Origin of the sequence: Thermoclostridium caenicola, assembly GCF_900142095.1 — a bacterium.
GTDB classification, from domain to species: Bacteria; Bacillota; Clostridia; order DSM-8532; family DSM-8532; genus Thermoclostridium_A; species Thermoclostridium_A caenicola.
Window position 1 is genome coordinate 1 of record NZ_FQZP01000038.1, and the last position, 21,730, is coordinate 21,730.

General features: G+C 41.5%; 23 protein-coding genes. 21 read left to right on the plus strand and 2 right to left on the minus strand.

The window, feature by feature from the left end:
- Positions 1–295 precede the first annotated feature (295 nt).
- Positions 296–727 carry a flavin reductase gene (locus F3H12_RS09630; protein ID WP_015359546.1) on the plus strand — a complete coding sequence of 144 codons (432 nt, stop codon included), beginning with the start codon at positions 296–298 and terminating at the stop codon, positions 725–727.
- A gap of 362 nt (positions 728–1,089) precedes the next feature.
- On the plus strand, positions 1,090–1,353 hold the full coding sequence (locus F3H12_RS09635) for a (2Fe-2S) ferredoxin domain-containing protein (protein WP_149679132.1): 264 nt from the start codon (positions 1,090–1,092) through the stop codon (positions 1,351–1,353).
- 263 nt (positions 1,354–1,616) lie between these two features.
- On the opposite strand, the gene F3H12_RS13500 is transcribed toward F3H12_RS09635, so the two are convergent.
- Together F3H12_RS13500 and F3H12_RS09640 are read right to left on the minus strand one after the other, a co-directional pair.
- Entirely contained in the window at positions 1,617–1,847 is a 231-nt protein-coding gene (locus F3H12_RS13500) for a hypothetical protein (RefSeq protein WP_243133252.1), read from the minus strand.
- Positions 1,848–1,925: 78 nt separating this feature from the next.
- Positions 1,926–3,062: an ArnT family glycosyltransferase gene (locus F3H12_RS09640; RefSeq protein ID WP_243133253.1), complete on the minus strand. Its 1,137-nt coding sequence runs from the start codon at positions 3,060–3,062 to the stop codon at positions 1,926–1,928.
- Positions 3,063–3,654: 592 nt separating this feature from the next.
- Here F3H12_RS09640 and F3H12_RS09645 point away from each other — a divergent pair.
- The 19 genes from F3H12_RS09645 to F3H12_RS09730 all read left to right on the plus strand — a co-directional run bounded on the left by F3H12_RS09645 (position 3,655) and on the right by F3H12_RS09730 (position 21,730).
- Complete coding sequence (locus F3H12_RS09645) at positions 3,655–5,550, plus strand: methyl-accepting chemotaxis protein (protein WP_243133254.1); 1,896 nt, start codon at positions 3,655–3,657, stop codon at positions 5,548–5,550.
- A gap of 351 nt (positions 5,551–5,901) precedes the next feature.
- Positions 5,902–6,825, plus strand: a complete 924-nt coding sequence (locus tag F3H12_RS09650) for a LysR family transcriptional regulator (RefSeq protein ID WP_243133255.1) — start codon at positions 5,902–5,904, stop codon at positions 6,823–6,825.
- Between the two features lie 236 nt (positions 6,826–7,061).
- Positions 7,062–9,779, plus strand: coding sequence for a bifunctional acetaldehyde-CoA/alcohol dehydrogenase (gene adhE, locus F3H12_RS09655; protein ID WP_065821378.1), 2,718 nt, complete (start codon positions 7,062–7,064; stop codon positions 9,777–9,779).
- Between the two features lie 16 nt (positions 9,780–9,795).
- Entirely contained in the window at positions 9,796–10,545 is a 750-nt protein-coding gene (locus F3H12_RS09660) for a phosphotransferase family protein (RefSeq protein WP_015359540.1), read from the plus strand.
- A 13-nt stretch (positions 10,546–10,558) separates the two neighbouring features.
- Positions 10,559–10,801 (plus strand): (2Fe-2S) ferredoxin domain-containing protein, encoded by a 243-nt coding sequence (locus F3H12_RS09665; protein ID WP_015359539.1) that lies wholly within the window; start codon positions 10,559–10,561, stop codon positions 10,799–10,801.
- A 1-nt stretch (position 10,802) separates the two neighbouring features.
- On the plus strand, positions 10,803–11,099 hold the full coding sequence (locus F3H12_RS09670) for a (2Fe-2S) ferredoxin domain-containing protein (protein WP_149679134.1): 297 nt from the start codon (positions 10,803–10,805) through the stop codon (positions 11,097–11,099).
- Positions 11,071–12,741: a [Fe-Fe] hydrogenase large subunit C-terminal domain-containing protein gene (locus tag F3H12_RS09675; RefSeq protein ID WP_149679135.1), complete on the plus strand. Its 1,671-nt coding sequence runs from the start codon at positions 11,071–11,073 to the stop codon at positions 12,739–12,741. The genes F3H12_RS09670 and F3H12_RS09675 overlap by 29 nt, the downstream gene beginning before the upstream one ends.
- On the plus strand, positions 12,734–13,906 hold the full coding sequence (locus tag F3H12_RS09680; protein WP_015359536.1) for a SpoIIE family protein phosphatase: 1,173 nt from the start codon (positions 12,734–12,736) through the stop codon (positions 13,904–13,906). The genes F3H12_RS09675 and F3H12_RS09680 overlap by 8 nt, the downstream gene beginning before the upstream one ends.
- 118 nt (positions 13,907–14,024) lie before the next feature.
- Complete coding sequence (locus tag F3H12_RS09685; RefSeq protein WP_149679136.1) at positions 14,025–15,449, plus strand: 4Fe-4S dicluster domain-containing protein; 1,425 nt, start codon at positions 14,025–14,027, stop codon at positions 15,447–15,449.
- A gap of 312 nt (positions 15,450–15,761) precedes the next feature.
- On the plus strand, positions 15,762–16,058 hold the full coding sequence (locus F3H12_RS09690; protein WP_188118476.1) for a hypothetical protein: 297 nt from the start codon (positions 15,762–15,764) through the stop codon (positions 16,056–16,058).
- Positions 16,000–16,440 (plus strand): hypothetical protein, encoded by a 441-nt coding sequence (locus F3H12_RS13505; protein ID WP_243133256.1) that lies wholly within the window; start codon positions 16,000–16,002, stop codon positions 16,438–16,440. The genes F3H12_RS09690 and F3H12_RS13505 overlap by 59 nt, the downstream gene beginning before the upstream one ends.
- Before the next feature lie 347 nt (positions 16,441–16,787).
- Positions 16,788–18,260 (plus strand): IS21 family transposase, encoded by a 1,473-nt coding sequence (gene istA / locus F3H12_RS09695; protein ID WP_149679137.1) that lies wholly within the window; start codon positions 16,788–16,790, stop codon positions 18,258–18,260.
- Positions 18,253–18,939, plus strand: a complete 687-nt coding sequence (locus F3H12_RS09700) for an ATP-binding protein (protein WP_012032690.1) — start codon at positions 18,253–18,255, stop codon at positions 18,937–18,939. Before istA ends, F3H12_RS09700 begins: the two co-directional genes overlap by 8 nt.
- 296 nt (positions 18,940–19,235) lie before the next feature.
- Positions 19,236–19,721: a DNA recombinase gene (locus tag F3H12_RS09705; RefSeq protein WP_149679138.1), complete on the plus strand. Its 486-nt coding sequence runs from the start codon at positions 19,236–19,238 to the stop codon at positions 19,719–19,721.
- 186 nt (positions 19,722–19,907) lie between these two features.
- Positions 19,908–20,144 (plus strand): DUF5320 domain-containing protein, encoded by a 237-nt coding sequence (locus F3H12_RS13660; RefSeq protein ID WP_065820959.1) that lies wholly within the window; start codon positions 19,908–19,910, stop codon positions 20,142–20,144.
- Positions 20,145–20,161: 17 nt separating this feature from the next.
- Entirely contained in the window at positions 20,162–20,479 is a 318-nt protein-coding gene (locus tag F3H12_RS09715) for a DUF5320 domain-containing protein (protein WP_132029533.1), read from the plus strand.
- Between the two features lie 132 nt (positions 20,480–20,611).
- Positions 20,612–20,986: a DUF134 domain-containing protein gene (locus F3H12_RS09720; protein ID WP_065820957.1), complete on the plus strand. Its 375-nt coding sequence runs from the start codon at positions 20,612–20,614 to the stop codon at positions 20,984–20,986.
- A 2-nt stretch (positions 20,987–20,988) separates the two neighbouring features.
- On the plus strand, positions 20,989–21,387 hold the full coding sequence (locus F3H12_RS09725; RefSeq protein WP_065820956.1) for an iron-sulfur cluster assembly scaffold protein: 399 nt from the start codon (positions 20,989–20,991) through the stop codon (positions 21,385–21,387).
- Positions 21,362–21,730 carry a NifB/NifX family molybdenum-iron cluster-binding protein gene (locus F3H12_RS09730; RefSeq protein ID WP_065820955.1) on the plus strand — a complete coding sequence of 123 codons (369 nt, stop codon included), beginning with the start codon at positions 21,362–21,364 and terminating at the stop codon, positions 21,728–21,730. Before F3H12_RS09725 ends, F3H12_RS09730 begins: the two co-directional genes overlap by 26 nt.

Here is a 21,730-nt window from a genome sequence, read left to right on the forward strand (position 1 = left end):
CAAGTAAGGATTGGGGTACCAAGCGCTATATGAGCATGATACATCTTGAGGCCCTGGATGTCATGACTGATTCACAGGTAACTGCTGGCTAGGTGATGACTACCAAGCGGGTTATGAATTTGCGAAAAATTCTTGACGGTACCACTCCTTTGCTAATGTTTTTCTTTGGTTATTAAACATTTTACAATGGATTACCATGAGTTTTCTATATATTACGGCATTTTATTTTACAACTTCCCTAATATTTTCAGGGATTAAAGTGCCCTAAACAGAACAATGAAAGGAAGTTATAAAAATGGCGGAGTTCAGAGCTTTCAACTATGGTGCCAATGCTGTTTGTTTTCAGAAAAACGGCCGTAAATACGGAATGATTTGTTCGTGGGCGACTCAGGTTGATTACGACAAAATTGTGATGCTTATTGGCGCTCAAAGTGTCACCGGAAAAAACATTTCAAAGGGTGATATTATCGGTGTGAGTGTGTTGAGTACTCAGCAGGAGAATGTTGTAAACATTTTAGGGAATAATCATTCCGATGAAGTGGACAAGTTTTTAAACATAGATTATACCTTAAACAATTCCGCGATATTAATCAATAGCGCAAGCGTCAATATGGTGATTGAAGTAATAGATGTACTGCATTTGCCCGGGATAGAAGAGGATAGTCTGGTATACGGCCTTATAAAATCATTCACAAAAAGTGATAAGCCTATGTTGACAATTCGGTAGTCAAAAAAGACAAGGGAACGAACGCTTCTCTTGTCTTTTTTTATTAAACGTAAAATCCGAAAAAAGCGTTTGATGGACGATATATACAGTGTTTTTATTTGTTTTCTTTTTCATAGTCAGCTTGTCAATGCAAAAACCATGTCTTTAAGGGAATTCTTTAGTAAAAAAATTGAGCGTCTTAAAAATTTTAATTCCAAATTGAAAAAACTCTACACAGATAGACAGAAGTTTGTTAAAATTATAACAGTCTAAGTTATAAGGATATATTTTTAGACTATAAATATATGGAAACATGTTTGCCTGTTGGCTTGTGAGAATATCCGGGAAGAGAAATTTTCATTCCTGGACTCATAATGAAGATTATGAACAAGGAGAAAAGGAATATGAAAATTACGGTATGTATTGGTTCATCATGCCACATTAAGGGTTCTCGCCAGGTGGTAGAGGAATTCAGGCGTCTAATTCGCAGATATAATCTTGAGGATAAGGTTGAACTTGCAGGAACTTTCTGTATGGGCGAATGCCTAAAAGGTGTTTGTGTGGCGGTGGATGACAAAGTCTGCTCCGTGCCCCACGATACAGTAGAAGAGTTCTTTAACAAAAATGTTCTGGAGTGCGTGAAATAAGGAGTTTTTGTGCTTACAAAGCTTGCTGGTTTCTGCAAGAATAAGTATTTAGCTGTTCCGTCATTTAAAAGCCTGTCCGGAGTCGGTAAACGATGTTGTATTGACCGGCAGATTTTGTTCCGGTACGAAGCCAATGGAAATATCCGGTTTCCGGCTCCGGTGATGCTGAGTACGAAGGTTTTTACGCGCTTTTGATTTTTCACAGTTATAGTAATTTCCCTTCCGCGTACGTGAGAACATTTTTACATATGGGTTTTTCGCCTTTACTGATTATTCCGGCTTAAGCGTTTTTTTATAAAACCGCCGGTTTTGCAGTAACCGTATACTGCCAATATTGTAAGTACGGAATAGTAAGCTCCTTTATAGCGGGCGGCGGTTTCAATCACCATAAAAAGCATTATTGAACCGATCATATAAAAAGAAATTATCTTGAGTATCAGCGGAGGCTTTTCTTCCAATGATAAGAAAAGCAGTGCGGCAATGGCTCCTGACATAATTAAAATGTTATAAAGATTTATTATTAAAGAATAGGTTTGTTGCAAATCGCCGGACTTAAATCTTGTGTATTGTGTTTACCATTCTGTTATAACTCTTGAAACATAACTTTCGTCAAACCAAACACCCAATTTCTTTCTGAAGTGCGGAATTACACGCATTCCCATATTTTTATACCGTTCAACGCCTAATTTGAAAAAGTGCTTTTGGATTTCAGACGGGTCGCCCAAATTATTTTTCACCTCGTCAAACAATTCTGCGTCTTTTTCGTTCCACCTCCCTTGTGTCTGTTCGTTTGCCCCGATAAATAAATTCCATCCGAAGCTGTATGAAGGCTTTGTGTATCCGCTTACCGAAGATGTAACAAAACCCGTAGCCCAAACAATCACCGCAAAAGAAAATACCAGCAATAATGGCTGCTTAATTTTTATTGTTATCTTTACTTTACTGTAAAGAAATATTACAAGTATAGAGGCGATGATTAATATAATGCCCGTCGGCCTGAAAAAGTTTGCTACCGCGCAGGTGATTCCGGCGGCAACAATCCAGAAATGTTGCTTTTTGCTGTTGAACCCCACGGTTAAAAAGAAAACGGCGGTTATGATGATTGACGCATATATCGGTTCGCCACCGGACAATAAAGTAAATGTAATAATCGAAGGATTTAATGCTATCGCCAGACCTCCGATCATGCCAATTCGAGGGTTCGTGCATTTTTCCATAATATATGTTCCAAAGGCTGCCTCAAAAGTACCGAAAATCAAATTTATGATCCTCGGTAACCACGTTCTTTCGCCTAACAGCCTGTAAAACAATGAAATAAAAATAGGGTAGTTAAGGGCATGGGGAAATATGCCAAAATATAATTTATTGTCGAGATTTCCGTTTTTAATTTTCCTTGCAACGGAAAGGTAAATCGCATAATCGCCCTGTGGTGTCAATCCTAAGAAATAAACAGCCAAAAAGCGGATAAATACCGATACTGATAAAATAAATATAAACCGTTTTACCACGTTTCCGTCAAAAAACTTCTCCCTGAGAAAATATATTGTAACGAGGCTTGCTGCATAAAAAAGAGAATAAACCAATACTACAAGCAGGGATTTATTAACACCCTTAAAGATATTAACAGTCAGTAGAATGCATAATAAGCCGACAATAACAATTTCAACGTAACGTAGAATTTTTTTTAAAAAACAAACAAGCTTCGTCAAGCCAACGCCTTCTTTCATATAGAGTTTTAATATATAAACAAATAATACATTCCATTTTTAACATTATATGTATATATATTTTAACAAGATGGCATAAAATTACAACTTAATAAGATAAATTAGTATCTTTTGATTTTGTATATTTTTCATCAATAAAGCAGGACAGTGCGGCCTGTTTTTTAATGGGTGATTTTTTTCATTTCGTAAAAATGGCATTTATTCCCTTTATAAGACGATATTGGAATCCGGCTGCTGGTTTTATCGTGCATATTAGACAAAAATTTTGATAAGACTATCGTAATCTGTCGAATAACAAAGATATTTATCAAAATTTGCCTTATTTCTATTGACCTTAAAGTTTTTCTCATATAAGATAAATACAAATAGTTCATAGATAAGCAATTTCAACAGTTTAACAGACGTACAATGTCGAATCAATTTGAAGGGAATGATTTCAATGAGCATCAGAACGAAGATGTTAATTGCGTTTATTCCCATTAACTGGTGGCAACGCTGTTGGTCTCGTCGGTCTCGGTTTTTGAGTCGAAAAAAGGGCTGGAGCGGCAAATAGAAGAAAGAATAGATACATCCCTTGAAAAAAATAAATGAATCTATTGAACGCGAATTCACATCCCACAGACGAATCGCAGAAGCAATAGCTTCGGTGTACAAAGCGCAGGGAAATAAGTTGACAAAAGCCGACTACAAAGCGATTATTGAGAAAATGGTTTCTTTAAACGCCAATACACTGGGGTCCGGGTTGTGGCTTGAAAAGTACGCGTATGATAATAATACAAAGTACTTTGGACCGTATGTTTACAAGGACGGTGATTCGCTGGCATATACGGAGGAATATGAAACAGAAGGATATGACTATCATAATAAGGAATGGTATATCGCCGGTGTGAATGCCGGAAACGGAGTAGCGTGGACAGCGCCGTATTATGACGAAACATTGGGAATTACAATGATAACCACAGCCGTACCAATTAATATGGAGAGAGGCATAGTTGGGGTTGTATCCGCTGACTATGATTTGACAACAATACAAAAAATTGTCTCTGAAGTGAAGTTGGAAAAAAGCGGTTTTGCGTTTCTGCTTGATTCAAACGGGCAATTCATTGCCCACAAAGACTCTGACAAGGTTATTAATCAAAATATTAAAGACGACGGGAATTTTGGCCCAGTGGCAGATAAGATAATGGGCAATGACAAAGGCTCGGAGTATGTCAAATTCGACGGAAAAGATTTTAAAGCATATTATTTAACACTTAAAGACACCGGCTGGAAACTGGTTGTAATGGCTCCGAACGAAGAACTGTTCTCATCTGTAAAGGAGAGTGTTAAAGGGGTAATTTTGATTACCATAGGAGCCATTGTATTAGCATCTGCATTCATAACTTATTACAGTGCTTCTTTTACCAAACGCATCAAACAGTTTGTCGACAACCTTGGGTTTATAGCAAAGGGCGACTTTACCCGGCCGGTTGAAGTAAGGACCAAAGATGAAATAGGAAAAATGGGCAGCTATTATAATAACGTTCTTGAAGAACTGAAACATATTGTTAATACAATTTCTGAGAACTCAAAGAACATTGCAGGTATGACCGAAGAGTTGTCCGAAAGGACAAAGATGGCGGCTAATACATCGGAAGAGGTTGCAAAAACGGTTGAGGAAATTGCAAAAGGCGCGGTACAGCAGGCAAAAGACATCGAGAACATAGCGGACAACATAGGAGAGTTGGGTAATTTGCTTGAGCAGGATGTGAAATATATTCAGGAACTTAATGGCGCCGCAGCGAAAATTGAGAAACAGAAAGAGGACGGTAATGAAATTCTCAGAGCACTTGTTGAAAAGACTGAAAAGAGTAACGAAGCCATAAATGAAATTTATCAGGTTATAGTAAGCAGTAATGAAAGTGCTGAGAAAATTGAAGAAGCCAGCGCAATGATTAAGAGTATTGCTGATCAGACAAACCTTCTGGCTCTGAATGCCGCAATAGAGGCGGCAAGGGCAGGGGAGGCCGGCAGAGGTTTTGGCGTCGTTGCTGACGAAATCAGAAAATTGGCAGAACAAACAAACAGTTTTACCAGCGCTATAAGTGCGGTAATTAATGAAATCAGGAATAAGTCCCAGTCAGCGGTTGAGACAATGAATGAAGTCAAGCATATCTTTGACGCACAAAATGAAAGTGTAAAACAGACCGAAGATAAGTTCGGTGGAATTGCAGAAGCAATAGATGTCATAAAATCCATAATTGATAATCTTAATGATTCATCCGAGGCCATGACGGAACATAAAAACAAAATCATAGAGTTAATTGAAAGTCTGTCGGCAATTTCTGAAGAAAATGCAGCCGGAACGGAACAGGCATCTGCCTCTATGGAAGAACAATCTGCCGTAATTCAGGAAATAGCCGATTTTGGGGAGAATTTGGCCGGAATTGCGGAAGGGTTGAAGCAGTTGGTTGCAAAACTTAAAGTATAGAGAATAAAGGCATGGAAGGTATAAATACAGATCGGCTCCGGTGGTTCAGCGCGCCGGGGCCGTTTTTATAACAGATACATCAATGCAGCGGGTATATATGGATATATGCCGGGAGGATGTAATCCGATTCTGAATTGACATACTTTATAAGTATCCTGATGGACCGGCCCATGGTCACAAACATGAAATTTATAATAAAACGGATACTCCCGAAACAAAGCTCTAAAATCATCCGGTGAAATATTCCTGGTACTTTTTGTATAAGCATGAATTGAGTTTTTACTGAACCTGTTTTAAAATTATGTATCAAACAGAAAAAAGAGAGGGCTTTTGTATATGAAGCTTCTACATATGAAATATGCATTGGCGGTGGCTGAAGCAAGATCCATCAATAAAGCGGCGGAAGAGCTGTTTGTCGGCGCACCGGCACTGAGCCGCGCGATTAAAGAGCTTGAAAATACTCTTGGGGTGACACTGTTTGAGCGTAGTGCCAGGGGAATGTTTTTAACGCCCGAGGGGGAACTTTTTATCAGTTATGCAAAGAAAATTCTGAAACAAATTGACGATATTGAAACAATATTTAAAGAAGGAATAACGGCAAAAAGGCAGTTTTCCATTTCGGTTCCCTGGGCCAGTTATATTGCCGATGCTTTTGCAGAGTTTTCAAAAAGAATAGATCCCAAATCGGAAACTGAAATTTTTTATAAAGAAACAAATGCATACCGGGTGATAAACAGCATACTGAAAGAAGATTGTAAATTGGGTATTCTCCGTTATAACGAGCAGTATGACAGCTATTATAAAGCTTTGCTGGATGAAAAGGAACTTTCAAGCGAGCTTATTGTGGAGTTCAGCTATGTTTTGCTTATGAGCAGAGATTGTCCTCTTTCCAGACTGGATAGAATAACATTTGATAGTTTGAAATCATATTGTGAAATTGCCCATGGCGATCCGTATGTGCCGCCTCTTCCCCTGTCGGCTGTTAAAAGGGAGGAATTTCCGGAGCATGAGGGCTGCCGGATTTTTGTGTTCGAACGGTGTAGTCAGTTTGAACTGCTGTCAAAAAACCCTAACACCTATATGTGGGTTTCCCCGACCCCGCAGGATTTGCTTGATCGTTACGGACTTGTGGAACGTACATGTGCCGATAATAAGCGGAAATTCAAGGACGTGCTGATACACCGGAAAGATTATAAACTCTCTGATTTGGACAAGATGTTTATCGAAGAACTGGTGAAGGCAAAACGGAGAGTGTTTAACAGAAGTGAAGCCTGAAAAGTAAAAATCCTGAGAAGTAAATTTTGACCGCGGAAAGGCGGTTTTTTTATTCCGCAAAGTATCTAAGGTTTCCATATATTCCGTAAAAGTAACGAGGTTTAAAAAAATGCAATATTGAATTGAAAAAAAGGCAATATCCAGTCAAAAATAAGTTTGTTAAAATTATAACAGATATAAATTTGTTAAAAAAATTACATTGTTTAAAAATTGGAAATTAAACTGGAGGTAGGAATATGGAAAACAAAGAAAGAAAGATTGTAGACAGTGTGGACGCGTTAAAGAAAGTCATTGCCCGGGTAAGGGAAGCGCAAAGGAAATTTTCAACCTATTCCCAGGAACAGGTGGATGAAATTTTTAAGGCTGCTGCCACTGCCGCAAACCAGGCAAGAATTCCGCTGGCGAAAATGGCGGTGGAAGAAACCGGTATGGGCGTTGTGGAAGATAAAGTTATAAAAAACCACTATGCCGCCGAATATGTTTACAATACGTATAAGAACGTAAGAACCTGCGGGGTTTTGGAAGAAGATAAGGCATACGGTATCAAAAAAATTGCCGAGCCTGTCGGTGTGATTGCCGCTGTTATTCCTACCACTAACCCTACTTCCACGGCAATTTTTAAAACCCTGATCGCGCTGAAAACACGCAATGCCGTTATTATCAGCCCACATCCGAGAGCTAAAAAATGCACCATCGCTGCGGCAAAAATCGTATTGGATGCTGCCGTTGCCGCGGGGGCTCCGGAAGGGATTATTGACTGGATTGATGTGCCGAACATTGAGTTGACCAATCTGCTTATGAAAGAAGCAGACATTATCCTTGCCACAGGTGGTCCCGGTATGGTGAAGGCGGCTTATTCCTCCGGGAAACCGGCTATCGGTGTCGGGCCTGGCAATACTCCGGCCGTTATTGATGAAAGCGCCGACGTTGTCCTTGCCGTGAACTCCATTATTCATTCCAAAACGTTTGATAATGGTATGATTTGCGCATCAGAACAATCGGTAATTGTTCACAAGAATGTTTATGACGCTGTAAAAGCTGAATTTGCGGCCCGTGGATGCTATTTCCTTAAAGAAGATGAAATTGAAAAGGTACGCAAGACGATTTTTGTCAACGGCGCGTTAAATGCCCAGATTGTTGGTCAGCCGGCATACAAAATTGCCGAACTTGCCGGTGTGAAAGTGCCTGTAGGCACAAAAATCCTCATCGGAGAAGTTGACAGCACAGACCCGTCGGAAGAATTTGCCCATGAAAAGCTGTCACCTGTCCTTGCGATGTATAAAGCTGAGGATATTCATGACGCTTTTGAGAAAGCCGAACGTTTGGTTGCCAACGGAGGTTACGGTCATACCGCAGCAATTTATTTGGATGTAACCACCGAACAGGCTAAAATTGACGAATTCGCTTCGCGTTTGAAGACCTGCCGTATACTTGTGAATACTCCGTCTTCTCAGGGAGCTATCGGCGACATTTACAACTTTAAGCTTGCGCCGTCGTTAACTCTTGGCTGTGGTTCCTGGGGCGGAAATTCGGTTTCCGAAAATGTTGGGGTAAAACACCTGCTTAATATCAAAACGGTTGTTGAAAGAAGGGAAAATATGCTGTGGTTCCGCGCTCCCGAAAAAATATACATCAAAAAGGGATGTTTGCCGGTAGCCCTTAATGAGTTGAAATACGTCATGGGTAAGAAACGCGCTTTTATAGTTACCGACAGCTTCCTCTATCACAATGGTTACACAAAGCCCATTACCGACAGACTTGACGAACTGGGCATTGAACATACAACGTTTTTTGATGTTTTACCCGATCCGACGCTTTCCTGCGCAAAAGCGGGAGCTGAGCAGATGAGAGCCTTCCAGCCCGATACCATTATTGCCTTCGGTGGCGGATCTGCGATGGACGCCGCGAAAATCATGTGGGTAATGTATGAGCATCCCGAAGTTGATTTCATGGACATGGCTATGCGTTTTATGGATATCAGGAAAAGGGTTTATACATTTCCGAAAATGGGAGAAAAGGCGTATTTTGTTGCAATACCGACTTCTGCGGGTACCGGATCCGAAGTAACTCCTTTTGCGGTTATCACCGACGAAAAGAGTGGAGTAAAATATCCCCTCGCAGACTACGAGTTGCTCCCCGACATGGCAATTATAGATGTGGATTTTCACATGAGTGCTCCCAAGGGCCTTACCGCCGCAGCAGGTATAGATGCCCTCACCCATGCGCTTGAGGCGTACGTTTCTCTTATGGCCACTGATTTTACCGACGGACTGGCGAAACAGGCTCTGCAGATGATTTTTAAATACCTGCCCCGCGCCTATGATAACGGTCAGACCGATGTGGAAGCACGTGAAAAAATGGCTAATGCCGCCACCATTGCAGGTATGGCGTTTGCAAATGCTTTCCTTGGTGTTTGCCATTCCATGGCACATAAGCTGGGCGCTTTTTATCATTTGCCTCATGGTATTGCCAACGCGCTTATGATAGAAGAAGTAATCCGTTTCAACGCTTCGGAAGCACCGGCCAAAATGGGAACTTTCCCGCAATACGGATACCCGCACGCTTTAAGACGTTATGCCGAAATTGCTGAGGCGCTTAATCTCGGCGGCGAAAACGATCATGAAAAGCTGGAAAATCTCATTAAAGCCATTAATGATCTGAAGGCAAGGGTGGGGATCAAGTCATCAATCAAAGAGTATGGCATAAATGAGAAGGAATTCCTGGAACGCCTCGACGAGATGGTTGAACAGGCATTCGACGACCAGTGCACCGGTACCAATCCGCGATATCCGCTGATGAGCGAAATAAGGCAAATGTATCTGAATGCTTATTACGGCAAAAAACATTTTGTCGATGAAGAAAAGCCAAATGAAGCGGATATCGCCGGGACAGAGGATGAAAACAAAGTTAAAAAGGCGTATCTGAGAGCCAGAGTCGGAGCGAAGAGAGCATGAGGCGGAGGCAGTGTTTATGAATGCAGATCGTATCATTGCGGTAAGAAACAATAAAACAGTCTACCGTGATGGAGAACGCGTTCTTAAAGTGTTTGACGAAACCTATTCGAAAGCCGATGTGCTGAACGAAGCACTGAATCAGGCGCGCGTTGAAGAGACCGGGCTTAATATTCCCAGAATTCTTGAAGTTACGGTTATCGACGGGAATTGGACAATTGTTTCGCAATACATTAAAGGGAAAACGTTGGCGCGGTTAATGGAAGAAAATCCTGACAGGAAAGATGAGTATTTGAATTTGTTTGTTGATCTGCAGCTTGAAATGCACAGTAAAGTCTGTCCGGGATTAAATAAACTTAAGGACAAATTGAGCCATAAAATCAACGAAACCGATCTCCCGGCTACCGTGCGTTATGATCTGCAAACCCGGCTGGAGGCAATGCCAAAACACAACAAAGTTTGCCACGGTGATTTTAACCCGTCCAATATCGTCATTACCGAGGACGGTACGCCGTATATCCTGGACTGGGCTCATGCGACCCAGGGCAACGCCTCCGCCGACGCTGCAAGGACTTATCTTTTATTCTGGCTGAATGGCGATATTGACGGTGCCAATAAATATCTCGAGCTGTTTTGCGCGAAAAGCAATACCGAAAAGGAATATGTGCAAAAGTGGATGCCTATAGTGGCAGCCTCCCAGTTAGCCAAAGGCAATGCCAAAGAGCGGGAATTCTTATGTTCATGGATTAATGTCGTAGATTATGAATGAGGGGACAGGATATATGAAAGTTACAATATGCATTGGTTCTTCATGCCACATAAAAGGCTCTCGCCAGGTGGTTGAAGGGCTGCAGTATCTGATACGCAAACACAATATCGGCGATAAGGTGGAGCTCGGCGGAACATTCTGCATGGGCAAATGCCAGCAGGGTGTTTGTGTTACCGTGGATGACAAATTCTGTTCCGTGTCTCCCGAAACACTGGATGAGTTTTTTAATGAGAATATTTTAAAACAGGTGGAATGAGATGATTGTTCAGATTTGTGTTGGATCTTCCTGCTATCTGAAGGGAGCCGAACGAATTGTTGAACTGTTTCAGACGGCCATAGCGGAACATAAGTTGGAAGATGACATTACACTTGCCGGCAGCTTTTGCACCGGCAAGTGTAATCGTATAGGTGTAACGGTTACGGTGAATGACGAGGTTTATACAGGTATTACGACCGAAAATTTTAAGGATTTTTTTACTGAAGAGGTGTTAAAACCTATAGAAGCGGAAAGAAAGGGTCTGGGGAATGGAATGTCTGACGCTGAAAAAATCTAACTGCAAAAACTGTTACAAATGCATTCGCCACTGCCCTGTAAAATCTATCCGCTTTTCGGGAAATCAGGCGTATATTATCGGGGATGAATGCATTATGTGCGGGCAGTGTTTTGTTGTATGCCCGCAGAACGCGAAACAAATTGTGGATGAAACCGAAAAGGTCAAAGTGCTGTTACAGAGCGGTGCTCCTGTTGTGGTGAGTCTTGCCCCGTCCTTTGTCGCAAATTATGAAGTGGGTATTGAAGCCATGCGTGAAGCCATTAAAAAGCTTGGATTTTATGATGTGGAGGAAACCGCTATCGGAGCAACCATCGTAAAAAGGGAATATGAACGTTTGGTAAAAGATGAGGAACGGGATATTATCATAACTTCCTGCTGTCATTCGGTAAATTTGCTGATTCAGAAACATTTTCCCCGTTGCTTGCCTTACCTTGCCGATATAATGTCTCCGATGCAGGTGCACTGTAAAGATATTAAAAAGCGTATTCCGAATGCCAAAACGGTTTTTATCGGCCCATGCGTTGCGAAAAAGGATGAGGCGCAGCAATACAAGGGCATTGTGGACGCCGTACTGACATTTGACGAACTGACGGCATGGCTGAAAGCCGAAAATATTACACTGGAAAAGAAAACCGATTCGAATGAAAACAGCCGGGCAAGATTTTTTCCGACAACCGGCGGTATTCTCAAAACCATGGATAAGAAAAATCCTAAATATGTTTACATGTCCATTGACGGGGCCGAAAACTGTATTGCCGCTCTCAGGGATATTGAAAAGGGCAATCTTCACCATTGCTTTATTGAGATGTCTGCATGCGCCGGCAGTTGTATAGGCGGACCGGTTATGGAAAAACATCACCGTTCACCGGTGAGGGATTTTGCCGTTATCTCAAGATATGCAGGGAAAAAGGATTTTTTGGTGGAGCAGCCTTCCCGGGCGGAAATCCGTAAGGATTTTGAAATAATAGAACAGAGGCTCAGGGAGCCCACCGAAGAAGAAATTCTGGATACACTGCGTCAAATGGGAAAAATGAAGCCGTCTGACGAACTGAATTGCGGTTCGTGCGGTTACAACACCTGCAGGGAAAAAGCCATAGCCATTTGCCAGGGAAAGGCTGAAATTTCCATGTGTCTGCCTTTTTTGAAAGAAAAGGCGGAGAATTTTTCGGATACGATTGCAAGGAATATTCCCAATGGGCTTATTGTGCTGAATGAAAAGCTTGAAGTTCAGCAAATAAACAATGCGGCGCTGAAAATATTAAATCTGCGCAGAGCTTCGGATATTCTGGGCGATCAAATCGTGCGGGTGCTGGACCCCGGTGACTTTTTGACGGTGCTTACGGAAGGAACCGGTATTCGTGACAAGCGCGAATATTTGGCAGAGTACAAAAAATATGTGGAAAAAACCATTATCTATGATAAAGAATACCGGCAAATTCTTTGCATTCTTCGTGATGTCACCGAGGAAGAAAACCAGCGGGCAAGGAAGGAAAGTATCACCCATCAGACGATAGAAATCGCGGACAAAGTGGTGGATAAGCAAATGCGGATTGTGCAGGAAATTGCGTCTTTACTGGGTGAGACTGTGGCAGAGACCAAGATTGCACTTACAAAGCTGAAGGAGTCGATCACTAATGAATAACCTGTGTGTTGATATCGGTTATAAAAGTATCAACCACGAGGGCGAGCAGCTTTGCGGCGATCACGTTGATGTAATCGAGCATGGCGAGAACTCAACGGTAATAGTGCTTGCCGACGGGCTTGGCAGCGGGGTGAAAGCATGCATTCTTTCCACGCTTACATCGAGGATTATATCTACCATGCTGGCAGAGGGTCTCAGCCTTGAAGAATGTGTTTCCACAATTGCCGCCACTTTACCGATTTGTTCCGTCAGAGGGGTTGCTTATTCCACCTTTACTATTTTACATCTTATTGAGAATGAGACGGTGGAGATAATTCAATATGATAATCCTGATGTCATTTTTATCCGGAACGGTGAGATATTCCACTATCCTAAACAGGAACTTAATATTGACAACAAGAAAATTCTGAAATCTGTCATAAAGCTGCAGGAAAATGACTGCATGGTTGCGATGAGTGACGGTTGTCCTCATGCCGGTATCGGGCGTGCTTTCAATTTCGGGTGGAAATGGGAAGACATAGCGGATTTCATGAAAACCGTGTATATTGCCGGTCACACTGCGAAAAACCTTGCCACAATGCTGGTGGATGAATGTAATAAGCGGTACGGCAAACGTCCCGGTGATGATGCGACCGCGTGCGTGGTGAAAGTGCGTAAACGTGAGCCTATGAACGTTCTTTTTGGCCCCCCGCGCAACAGGGATGATTGTGACCGGATGATGTCCCTGTTTTTTTCCAAGGAAGGAAAGCATATTATCTGTGGCGGTACAACCGCTTCAATAGCGGCGAAATATCTTGGTAAGGAAGTAAAGACAAGCCTTAACTTTGAAAGCGCTGACATTCCGCCTGTTGCGGAAATAGAGGGTGTGGATTTGGTTACCGAAGGAGTTATAACCATGAGCAGGGTGATTGAATATGCCAAAGATGCGTTGGGAAAAAACGAACTGTATGAACACTGGGCATTTAAACGTGACGGCGCTTCTATGATTTGCCGGATGTTGTTTGAGGAGGCAACTGATATCAATTTTTTTGTGGGAAGGGCCGTCAACCCGGCGCATCAAAATCCCGATTTGCCGATTACCTTCAACATAAAAATGAACCTTGTGGAAGAATTGTCGGCGTGTTTGAGACAAATGGGGAAGCGTGTAAAAGTATGCTATTTTTAAGAAGGAGAAAATTACATTTTGACATAAATTATTTTTTGATATTAAGATTAAATTCGTATGCCTGCGTGAAACAGCGGGTATTGCCTGAAAAGTCAGTTGGTTTTAAGAAGGTGAAAAAATGCGGAAGTTCGATACAAAAGTCCAGCATTTAAAATACAAGGTTTTGAAGGAAGTGGCACGGCTCGCATGGAACGATACTTTGCTTGAAAACCTGATGGATATTCCGCAAATGATTATACCCGGAAAGACACCGACCATGCGCTGTTGTGTTTATAAAGAGCGTGCAATTGTAGCGGAACGCGTAAAGCTGGCTATGGGTGGCAACAAGGATAATCCGAATGTTATTGAAGTCATTGAGATAGCCTGCGATGAATGCCCGATGGGTGGCTACGAAGTCACTAACGCCTGCAGAGGATGTCTTGCTCACCGCTGTGAGGATGCCTGCAAATTCGGCGCCATTTATTTTGACCAGAATCATGTGGCGCATATAGATAAGACTAAATGCAGGGAATGCGGCGCATGTTCGAGGGTTTGCCCTTATTCCGCCATAATCAGCCTCCGCCGTCCCTGTGAGAATGCGTGTAAAATAAAGGCAATTCATATGAGCGAGGCCAAAACCGCTGCCATTGACAACAAAAAGTGCATTGCGTGCGGTGCGTGCGTGTATCAGTGCCCGTTTGGCGCGATTATGGATAAGTCTTATATTCTGGATGCGATTGATATTATAAAGAAAAGCGATAACAACAGGAAATACAAAGTTTATGCGGTAGTGGCTCCGTCAATTTCCAGCCAGTTTACTTACGCAAAACTCGGTCAGGTGATTACGGGGTTAAAAGAACTCGGCTTTTATACTGTTATTGAAGCGGCATTGGGAGCGGACATGGTGGCTTATTCCGAAAGCAGGGAACTTGTAGAGAAGGGATTTTTGATAAGCTCCTGCTGTCCGGCGTTTGTCAGTTATGTGGAGAAGAACTTCCCGGGTCTGGCCCCGTCCATTTCCCATAATCTTTCGCCTATGGCAACTATTGCAAAGTATTTGAAAGAACGCGAGAAAAACTGCAAAGTGATTTTCATCGGCCCGTGTACCGCCAAAAAGGCGGAAGTTCAAAAAGAAAGTGTCAGACCTTATGTGGATGTTGTCTTAACTTTTGAGGAATTACAGGCGCTGTTTGATTCCAAAGATATTGACATTACCACTTTGCCTGAGGATGTTCTGGACAATGCGTCGTATTATGGCAGAATTTTTGCCCGCAGCGGAGGTCTTACCGATGCGATAGCTGAAGGGCTGAAAGAGCACGGCTTTACGGACTTTAAACTGAAATCAAGCGTCTGTGACGGCATTGAACAATGCAAAGTTGCTCTGATGAAAAAAAGCAAAAACATGTCAGATGCGAACTTCATTGAAGGAATGGCCTGCGTAGGCGGGTGTATCGGCGGTGCCGGTTGCCTTACGCATGGCGAGAAAGATAAGGCCGAGGTTGATAAATATGGTAGGGAGGCCTTTGAAAAAACCATTTCAGATGCAATATCGGTGTTGATATAAACAGTAAAATACTGCAAAGTTTACAAACCACCCGGATTAGGGTGGTTTTTTAATTAAATTGGCCGAATATTGAGTTAAAAATAAATAATATAGAACAGGTCGATATTTGTCGATATATGTTTATATTAAATATATTAAACGGGAGATAAGCAGGTCTTGATTAATGACAAACCCCGGTTATGAAGGAGATGGTTAAGAGGGATAAAAGAAAACAGGGAAATTAATTACGAAGACGGTTATATGCGATGACGACTGCAGGACTGGAAGGCAGGTATTGGACAAAGGTAAAAAAACATTATGGAGTGGTGTAGTATGATGAACAATAAAATCACTGAGGAAGAGTTCTATCAGTTTAAAAAGTTGCCCGTGCAGAAAAAAATAGACAGCATGGAGGCTTATTTAATTGGTATAAACGGACGCAGATACAATATGGAAGAAGTAGGTGGTATGGTATTCGGAGAAGAAAACTATAGCTTTAAGGTTTCGTTAATCCACAGGTGCTACAACTTTTTCGGACAGAACAGCGGGAAATATGCCCCCGGATGTAATTTTGAAAGGAATTACGGCGGGTGGTTTGAAACTGACTGTATCACCGGTCAGTCTGAATGAAGACGAGAAACGGTTTGTTGATAAACTTAAGGCATATGTAGATGCAAATGCTGCAATTTTCGAGGGTAAAAAACTATACTTGCTCCGCAACAAGAGCAAGGTAGGAATGGGATTCTTCGAAGCAGGCAATTTTTATCCTGACTTTGTGTTATGGATTGATACGCCCGATGTACAATATATTTCCTTTATCGACCCAAAAGGATTGCGGTATTTGCAATGGGATGATCCCAAGATAGAGTTCCATGCCACTATTAAAGAACTTGAAGCGCGCCTCCAGCCCTCAAGCGGTGATAAGAAAATTGTGCTGAACTCTTTTATAATGTCCGGTACCCCATTCCGAGGATTTGCGTCAATGGTGGGGAAAAGGCAAGCCGGAACGTAGAGCGAAGAATGTGTTTTGCCTTGATGAAGACGACTGCATCGATGGTATGATAGCGAAAATATTGAAATCGGAATAGCTTATTGTTGAATATTAAGCTACCAATTACGTAATCCAATAGTACCAATTGGAAAAAATTGTTTATTTAGTACAGAAAAATAAGAAATAAATTTCTGTTAGTAGAATAATTGTAAAGTTAATGACAATATTGACATACTTTATCAAGAACACCCAAATGGGTGTTTTTATTTTATAATGTTTAATTTATAGACTCCTAACAAGGAGTTGATGTCTATGATTGCACTGCTAAAGGCATAGATTTTATAACAAAACCAAAGGAGGAAATCAAAATGATCGGCATTGAACAATACCGAAAAATCCAGGAGTACAAAGCACTTGGACTTGCTCAGACAAAAACCGCAAAAGCACTGGGGATAACCTATTCTTCTGTCAGTAAATACTGGATTATGAGCGAAGAAGATTATGTAAGGGAAGCTGAAAAGGAAAGGTACCACATGGATAACTACCGTCAGTACATACTGGAACATTTGAAAATTTGTCCACAAATGAGGGATACAAACATCTATATTAAATTGGTGGAGGCCTCCCCTGATCTACAAGTTAAACGAGCTACATTCTACCGCTATATGAAAGCCTTAAGGGAACAGCACGGGTATCCGCATGCCAGTAAACGTAAAACCTCACCCCGTGAAATTTCTCCACCGGGATATGAAGCGCAGGCGGATTTTGGTCAATACAAACTTAAGGATATGTACGGGCGAATTGTACGAATATATTTCTTCTGCATGGTTCTGAGTTATAGCAGAATGAAATTTGTTTATTTTTCACCGGATCCCTTTACAACCAAAACAGCCATTAAAGCTCATAACTATGCATTCCAATATTTTGGAGGAAGAACGCAGACTATTCTTTATGACCTTGACCGTGTCTATGTAGTCAGTGAAAATCTGGGGAATATCATATTCGTACCCACATTTGAAGAATATGTTAAGCGTATAGGTTACAGTATTTCGCTATGTAGACCAAGAGATCCTCAAAGTAAAGGCAAGGTTGAAGAGGTGATTGGATACATAAAGCAAAGTTTTCTTGAGGGCAGGATATACACCGGAATTGATTGCCTTAACAGTGCTGCCCTAGCATGGTTAGATAGGGAAGGCAACGGGCGAATACATACTGTGACCAGAAAAGTGCCGCGTGAAATGTTCATGGAAGAGCAAAAATACCTGTTCCATGTCAAACCTTATTCCGAAGTATCAAGCACTGTTGCCTCCTTTGATAAGGATGGAGTTGTAAATTATAAAGGCAACCGTTATCAGATTAATACAGGTATGATGGATGCTCATAAACGCATTCGCATTGAAGATGATGGTGAAATGTTTTTGTTCTATGACGCTGAAACAAATGATTTATTGGCTAAATATCCAGTCACAGAAGATACCGGGCAGTTGTTCAAACCAGAAGAAAATTACAGCAGAGACAGGGTTTCTTTAACCATCATAAAACAATATTTTGCAGAATACGAAATAGCTCAGGAATTCATTCGCCGGATGGAGCAGCAACAGCCGAAATATTTTAATACACATTGCATTCGATTATACCGGATGACAAAGTTTTATACAATTGGACAATTGCTTGATGGAATAGAATACTGCATTGATACTGAACGCTGCAGTGCCTATGAGCTTTTGGCTTATCTCATGTATCAGTACGGAGAGCATATAGCTAAGAAGTTTTTGCCGAATCAGCAGTATTTTAACCATTTGGCGAGGAGTAAAGAAATAAGGAGGGAAATCGATGGCTGATATAACAGAAATCCGTGAATTGGCCCAAAAGCTCAACCTTTGGAATATCGCAAGGGGATACATTGATTTGAATGATGAGAAACTATCAAACCTTGACTATCTTAAGATGGTGTTAGAAAAAGAATTGGAGATTAGGGTCAGGCAAAAATACACCAAGCTGAGGAAGGCAAGTAAGCTTCCAAACAAAGCATTTGACGCATCGAACTCAAACAAGGGCTTAAAATGGCAGATTAAACAGTTATCCAACCTGACATGGCTTAAGGAAGAGCAAAACTTAATCCTGCTGGGAAAATGCGGAACGGGTAAGACCGGTCTTGCAGCGCAGCTTGGAGAAACTGCAATCAGCAATGGACATAAAACCTATTATGCGCCTTTTGATAATTTTATCGCAGTGGCAGAAAAGAAAGCCACAAATCCAAAAGCAGAAGCGATCTTTTCTTATATGCAGGAATGTGACTTAATTATTATTGATGATGTCTTTTATGTGGAACCAACCAGGGCAGAACTGCAGGTTTTCTACCGGGCAGTTACCTTTCTTAATGAAACCAGAAGCATTATTTTTATAACCAATCGTGAACTGTCAGCATGGATAGATGCAGCTGAGGATAAGCATCTTTGCCAGACTTTATTGGACAGAATGACGGTCAATTGTCAAATTGTTCGTTTGACTGACAAGTAAATAAAAACACTCACTTCTTTTTTAACAGGGGCAAATACCTCGTTTGAAAACAATGCCGAAAAACGGCTTAAAATAGATGCAAAAAATCTCACGAAATTCAAAGAACTGCTTAACTTTTGAGATTTTCTGCAGTTTATAGGGTAGGGGGATCTAAATCTCTACCGCTTTTCATCCCGGAAACGGGCGTGGGGTCACGCGCGAAAAATCGCAGTTTCAAACGGTGTCATGAAATATTCCGCAGGGTTCATTGGAATAACCGAGGAAAGAAATCAATCGTATGGAGATGCGTCAGCAGATTGGAAAACACCGGTTTGTTTTGTACCGCTTCCACTATACTTGAAGATACTCTTAAAGAGAAGATTGTAGAAGCTATCAATGTAGCGGTCAGCGGAAAAAACTCTTTTCTGGCCATACTGAAGAAGAATATTGAAACCGTATTAAGCGTGGATTTGGATGAGACTACAGCAGACATTGATAAAAGGCTGGAAGAACTCCAAACCGAGTTAATCCAAAAGGCAAATTCAAAGGAAGCATACGATAATATTGTCAACGAGATTTACCGCTTACGGGACTTAAGGCAAGAAACACTTTCAAGAAAAGCTCTTCGCCAAGATAAGAGGGATCGGATTGCTGAAATGACGGACTTCCTTAAAACGCAAACGGGTGATATTTCGGAGTTTGATGATAAACTGGTTAGAAAACTAGTTGAAAAAGCAATTGTATATGATGACAGGTTAATGGTAGAGTTTAAGTCGGGTCTGGAAATAGAAGTGAAACTATAGGATTTCAATATGATTGCCGCCAATCGAGAAAAATTCTTGATTGGCGTATTTTTTTAAAATAGTTATTGACATATGTCAGAATAGGGGTATAATATAAGATGTAAATGACATATGTCATTTACGCTGAGTAACAGTTGAAAGGATAATCAATTCATTTAATGGATTGTAAAAATGAGGAGGACTATTATGCCCAGAGGTGACAGAACTGGTCCTTTGGGAATGGGACCATTAACTGGACGGAGGTTAGGTTTTTGTGCAGGTTCCAAAGTGCCCGGTTATTTGAACGCAAGTTACAGACGAGAATTTTGGTTTGGACGACGAGGTTACAGGCGTGCATTCTGGCTTGCTGGAATGATCCCCTGGTGTTTTTATCTAGCTTATCACTTATCTAATCGTAGCAAAATTAAAAGTAAGAGATTATAAGGAAAGGGGGTGACATTATGCCAAGAGGAGACGGAACCGGGCCTATGGGAATGGGTCCTATGACAGGGCGAGGTGCAGGATTTTGCGCAGGTTTTGCCGTTCCGGGTTATGCAAATCCAATCGGTTACGGATTTGGATTCGGACGGGGACGAGGCTTTAGGCGAATGTTTTATGCGACCGGTTTGCCAAGGTGGGCACGCTTTGGTGCTCAAAATGCAAATGGGGCGTACTTTGCATCGGATGCAGATGAAAAAGAATTTCTGAAAAGGCAGGCTAAATTTCTTGAAAATCAGCTTGATGATGTAAAAAAGCGCCTCGATGAGTTAGAAGATTAGTCCTGTCGTAATGCGAAAGGCAGGCGATAGCCTGCCTTGTTCGCGTTTTAGCTAAAGGGATGGGGTGCATGACCATAAATATAATGGAATATAAAAGTGATTGTTTCTATCAGAATCGAGGTGACTAAAAATATGCCGAGACCAATGAAATGGAGAAAAGTATGCTGTTTGCCTGAAAACAGTAAGTTTGGTCCCCTTGACTTAAAGGTGGATGATGAGAATATTGTCAGAATGACAGTTGATGAGTATGAAGCCATAAGGCTTATTGATTTGGAAGGCTTTACGCAAGAGGAATGCGCCAAGCAGATGGATGTTGCACGCACTACTGTTCAAGGCATTTACGCTGAAGCCAGAAAAAAGATTGCCGAGTCTCTGGTTAATGGTAAGGTACTATTGATAGAAGGTGGCGAATACAGGCTATGTGAAGGATTCGGAAATGGGTGCGGACGAGGTTGTCGCAGGCACCGGCATGGTTGGCGCTTTGCAGGTAGTGATAGAGGTGACTGATAATGTATTCTGACAAAGTGATAGAACATTTTATGTGCCCTCAAAATGCTTATAGTATGCCGGATGCCGATGCAGAGGGGAGTTTCGGTGATCCTACATGCGGAGATTATCTTACGATTTATATTAAAGTAAAAGACAATCGTATAAGTGAAATAAGCTTTCTTGTGTTTGGTTGTGCTGCGGCAATTGCAACATCCAGTATGACGACGGTATTAGCTAAGGGTAAAACCCTGGATGAAGCATTGGAAATTTCAGAAGAAGATGTCATACATGCCTTAGATGGACTTCCTGAGAACAAGGTTCATTGCTCTAATTTAGGCGTTAGCGCATTACGAAATGCGATCAATAATTATATTAATAGAACGGAGGATTCTTATGAAAATAGCAATTCCGGTAAATGAAAAAAGTTTGGAGTCGAATGTATGTGTATCCTTTGGACGCACTCCTTACTTTCTGATTTATGATACCGATACCCAGAAAAGTGTGTTCCTTGACAATAGTGCCGCAGCAAGTACAGGCGGAGCAGGAATTAAGGCAGCACAAATGATAGCAGATAATAAAGTGAATATTTTGCTTACTCCCCGATTAGGTGAAAATGCTGCTGACGTACTTAAATCTGCGGAAATCGAAATATATAAAACGACAACTGCTTCAGCTAAGGATAATATCGATGTCTTCATTGCTGGAAAGCTTCCTTTGCTGAATGAAATACATGCTGGTTTTCATGGACATGGAGGCAAATAA